This is a genomic window from Mesorhizobium sp. M7A.F.Ca.US.005.03.2.1, assembly GCF_003997795.1.
In the GTDB taxonomy this organism is placed as follows: domain Bacteria; phylum Pseudomonadota; class Alphaproteobacteria; order Rhizobiales; family Rhizobiaceae; genus Mesorhizobium; species Mesorhizobium ciceri.
This window is the reverse complement of record NZ_RZRP01000551.1, coordinates 1-4,273: the sequence shown is the minus strand read 5'-3', so window position 1 is coordinate 4,273 and position 4,273 is coordinate 1. Positions and strand designations below refer to the sequence as shown.

The 4,273-nt window shown below is 63.5% G+C and carries 6 protein-coding genes; 1 reads left to right on the top strand and 5 read right to left on the bottom strand.

Going from position 1 to position 4,273, the window contains the following annotated elements:
- The 4 genes from EN991_RS25385 to aztA all read right to left on the bottom strand — a co-directional run.
- Window positions 1–224: sulfur transferase domain-containing protein (locus EN991_RS25385; protein WP_127369793.1), on the bottom strand; the 224-nt coding region annotated here is incomplete at its 3' end.
- 150 nt (window positions 225–374) lie between these two features.
- Window positions 375–1,316: a zinc ABC transporter substrate-binding protein AztC gene (aztC, locus tag EN991_RS25380; protein WP_013532309.1), complete on the bottom strand. Its 942-nt coding sequence runs from the start codon at window positions 1,314–1,316 to the stop codon at window positions 375–377.
- 27 nt (window positions 1,317–1,343) lie between these two features.
- A complete protein-coding gene (aztB, locus tag EN991_RS25375; protein WP_127369792.1) occupies window positions 1,344–2,219 on the bottom strand; it encodes a zinc ABC transporter permease AztB in 876 nt (291 codons plus the stop codon).
- Window positions 2,219–3,025, bottom strand: a complete 807-nt coding sequence (aztA, locus tag EN991_RS25370; protein ID WP_127369791.1) for a zinc ABC transporter ATP-binding protein AztA — start codon at window positions 3,023–3,025, stop codon at window positions 2,219–2,221. Before aztA ends, aztB begins: the two co-directional genes overlap by 1 nt.
- A 226-nt stretch (window positions 3,026–3,251) precedes the next feature.
- Here aztA and EN991_RS25365 point away from each other — a divergent pair, with 226 nt between their 5' ends.
- Window positions 3,252–3,596: a RidA family protein gene (locus EN991_RS25365; protein WP_013532306.1), complete on the top strand. Its 345-nt coding sequence runs from the start codon at window positions 3,252–3,254 to the stop codon at window positions 3,594–3,596.
- Between the two features lie 45 nt (window positions 3,597–3,641).
- Here EN991_RS25365 and hutC read toward each other — a convergent pair.
- A partial coding sequence (hutC, locus tag EN991_RS25360; protein ID WP_127369790.1) for a histidine utilization repressor occupies window positions 3,642–4,273 on the bottom strand: 632 nt, incomplete at its 5' end.

Here is a 4,273-nt window from a genome sequence, read left to right as displayed (position 1 = left end):
TTCTCGGCCGTGATCTGGCCGCTGATCACCGGAATGTAGCGGAAGGCGAGGCCTGCAGCTTCGACCGCTGCCCCGACGGTGTCGGCAGAAGGCTGGCCCGGCTGTTCGTCATCGGGCCGGTTGCAGATGATGCTCTTGAAGCCGGCTTTCTTGATGGCGGCGACGTCTTCGGGCTGGATCTGGCCCGAAACCGAATAGTCCTCGCTGATTTCGCGGTATTCCATGGCAGCATCCTCGCAAACTGGTCAGGTGGCAGTCTTGCCACTCCCCGACATGGGCGGCAATCCGTGCCGAAGGATTTCTCTGCCAAATAGACATTGCGTGCCAGAAAATCCAACCGGGCCGATGCGGCCCGGCTGGACGATCCTTCAAACTCAGCTGCCGAGAATAGCGCCTTTGATCTGACGGATGTTGTTGTGCATCATATCGATATAGGTCGCGGCCGGGCCGTCGGGCTGCGACAGCGCGTCCGAATAGAGCGTGCCGCCGACCTTGATGCCGGTTTCGCTGGCGATCTGCTCGATCAGGCGCGGGTTGGTGATGTTCTCGACGAAGATCGCAGCCGCCTTGTCCTGCTTCACCTGATTGACCAGCTTGGCAACGTCTGCGGCGGATGGTTCGGAGTCGGTCGACACCCCTTGCGGGGCGAGGAAGGTCAGGCCGTATGCATGTTCGAAATAGCCGAAGGCGTCGTGCGAGGTGATGACGACGCGCTTGCTCTCCGGGATCGAGGCAATTGCCGCTTTCACTTCACCTTCGACCGCATCAAGCTTCTTGGTGTAGGCGGCGGCATTGGTCTGGTAGCTGACGCAGCCTTCCGAATCGGCCGCGCAGAAAGCCTCGGCGATGTTCTTCACATAGATCCTGGCGTTGGCAATCGACTGGAATGCGTGGGGATCGGTGACCGTCTTGCCGCCGCCGGTGCCGGCACCTTCGGCCGCGTCGGCATCGGCGAATTCAGGCTTGAAATCGATCGGCGTCACGCCCTTGGTCAAGGTGATGATCGAGGCCTTGGTGGCACTGGCATCGACCAGCCGCTGCAGAAAACCTTCGAAATGCAGGCCGTTGACCAGCACGATGTCGGCCTTGGCCATGGCCACCGCATCGGCCGGGCTCGGCTCGTAGACATGGGCATCGCCATCCGGCCCGACGATGGTGGTGACATCGATGCGGTCGCCGCCGACATTTTTGGCGAAATCGGCAATGACGGTGAAGCTGGCGACCACTTTCAGCGGTGCCGCGAAGGCCGACGATGCGCCAAAGGCGGTTAATGTTATAACGCTCATCGCCAGGGCAGCATGGATGGATTTCAGCATAGAGGGGTCTCCTTCTAGGGGCGGGGATCAGGCCGTTCTGTGACGGTGATGGATGATGCGCGCGCGCAGGATGCCGCGCGTGCCGAATAGGATCGAGGCGAAATAGACGACGCCGGCCGACAGGATGATGGCCGGGCCGGATGGCAGCGAGGCGTGATAGGACAAAAGCAGCCCGGCGACGCAGGATGCGAAGCCGATCAGTACGGCCAGCACGCACATCGGCTCGACGCGAACCGTCCAGAAGCGGGCGGCCGCGGCCGGCAGCATCATCAGCCCAACCGACAGAAGCGTGCCGAGCGCCTGGAAGCCGCCGACGAGGTTGAGTACGACAAGGCCGAGGAAGATGAAATGCACCGGGCTGCCGAGCCGGCTGACCGAGCGCAGGAACAGCGGGTCGAGGCATTCGGCGACCAGCGCCCGCCAGAAGATGGCGAGGCTGACCAGCGTCACCGTGACGATGCCGCCGATCAGCGTCAGGGCCTCGTCATTGAGCGCCAGCACGGTGCCGAACAGCACATGCATGAGATCGACGCTGGAACCGCGGATCGACACCATCAGCACGCCGATGGCGAGCGAAATCAGGTAGAAAGCCGCCATCGAGGCGTCTTCGCGCTGGATGGTGAAACGCGAGACGGCGCCGGCGCCGAGCGCGACGATGACGCCGGCGATCAGGCCGCCGATGGTCATCGGCAGGATTTCCAGCCCATAGAACAGGAAGCCGGCGGCTGCACCGGGCAGGATTGCGTGCGCCATGGCGTCGCCCGACAGGCTCATGCGCCGCAGCATCAGGAAGACGCCGATCGGGCAGGCGCCGAGTGACAGCATCAGCGAACCGATCAACGCCCGCTGCATGAAGGCGAAATCGGCGAAGGGCGCGATGACAAGGCCGTAAAGCATGTCCATCAAGCAGCCCTCGGTCCGACGCCATGTTGGTGATCGTGATCGTGGCCATGGTGATCGTGACCATGAGCGTCCTCGCCCGGCTCGCACCAGGGTGCATTTTCTTCCCAGGCCTCGTGAAAACGGCGGGCGCGCAACAGATTTTCAGGCTTCAGCGTTTCCCGGGTTTCGCCCCAGGCGATCGGCTGGCGGGCCAGAAGCAGCGTTTCGGGGAAATTCTGCCGCACCAGATCCAGATCGTGGACGACGACCATGATGGTGCGTTCCTCGCCATGCCAGTGCTTGATCAGCGCAATGAGGTCGCCGACCGTCTTGGCGTCGACGGCGTTGAAGGGTTCGTCGAGCAGGATGAGGTCGGCGTCCTGCAGCAGGACCCGCGCAAACAGCGTGCGCTGCAACTGGCCGCCCGACAGCGTGTCGATCGGCCGCTTCTCGAAGCCGCCGAGGCCGACCGCCATCAGCGCCTTGCTGACGTCATCGCGATCTTCCCTGGTGTAGCGGCCAAGCAGGCCGCGCCGTGGCCACAGGCCGAGCGAAACCAGATCCACCACCCGTGCCGGAAAGGAGCGGTCGAGCTCCGATTGCTGCGGCAGATAGGCGGCACGTACACCGGGCGCGCGGATAACCTCGCCGGCCATGGGCTTCAGGACGCCGACAATGCCTTTCATCAGCGTCGATTTGCCGGAGCCGTTGGCGCCGACCACAGCGGTCAACGAGCCCTTCCGGATGGTGCCGTCGAGATGATGGATCGCCGGATGGCTGCCGTAGCCAAGCGTCAGGTCGCGGAATGTCAGGCAGGTATTTGTCATTCTGCGATCCGTAGGCGGCGAAATCCGGCTGCTGCCAGCGGCCGATTGGATATGTGATGTTATTACATTAGTCAACAAGCCAATCCGGCGGAATTGCGGCCGCAGGGTCAACTTGCCGTGTGTGCGTATCATATGCCGTTGGCCCAAGGGGATTCGACCTGGCGACCTTGCCCCAAGCCGGTCGCGACTCTAAAGAAGCGCAACCGCCACAGGAAGGAACCATCCAATGAGCATTCGTCGCATCGATGTCGGCCCGCGCATGAGCCAGATCGTCATCCATGGCAATACCGTCTATCTGGCTGGTCAGGTCGGCCAGCCAACCGGCAATGTCGCTTCGCAGACCAGGGACATCCTGGCGGCTGTCGACGAATTGCTGGCCAAGGCTGGCTCCGACAAGACCAAGATCCTGCAGGCGATCATCTGGCTGGCCGACATGAGCACCTTTGCCGAGATGAACGCGGAATGGGACAAGTGGGTGCCGCAGGGCAACACGCCGGCCCGCGCCACCGGCGAAGCAAAGCTCGCCGCCCCGGAATATCTGGTCGAGATTATTATTACCGCTGCGATTTGAGGCGTTGAAGCTGCCAATCTCCCCCCACGTGGGGGGAGATCAGCCTCACCCCTGCGGCCTGAACCTCGCCACCAGCGTGTGGCTCTCGGCCGCGTAGGTGAAGCGCACATGGGTGACCGGGTGCTCGGCGCTCCACGTCCGTCGCTCGACCACCAGGCAGGGCGCACCCGTTTCTATATCGAGTGCAGCCGCGATATGCCTGTCGGCGGCGACAGCGCGAATCCGGTGCTCGGCTTCGCTCCACGGCACGCGGCCAATCAGCCATGGTCCTGGTGCGGTGGCCACGAATTCCTCGTCCGCTGCCTCGGGCACGGCGGTGAGATTGATCAGCCGCTGTTCATGCGCGAACGGCCGCTCGCCGGCGAAATGACCGCACTCCAGCGCCAGCACCGGTCCGGCCACGCCCAGCTCCAGCAGCGCGCGATCCCCGGCGCTGCTGCGCCTTTTGTGTCGGGCGACGCGCTCGTAGCGATAGGGCAGGCCGAGCGCTTCGACCTCGATGCGGATATCGTGGATTTCCAGCACCGCGGCCTGCGACTGCGGCCGGCGCACAAAGCTGCCTGAGCGGCGGCGGCGCTCGATCAGTCCGGCCTTGGCAAGCTGCGACAGCGCCTTGTTCACCGTCATGCGCGAGCAATTGTATTGCACGCTCAACTCATGCTCGAACGGGATGCGAT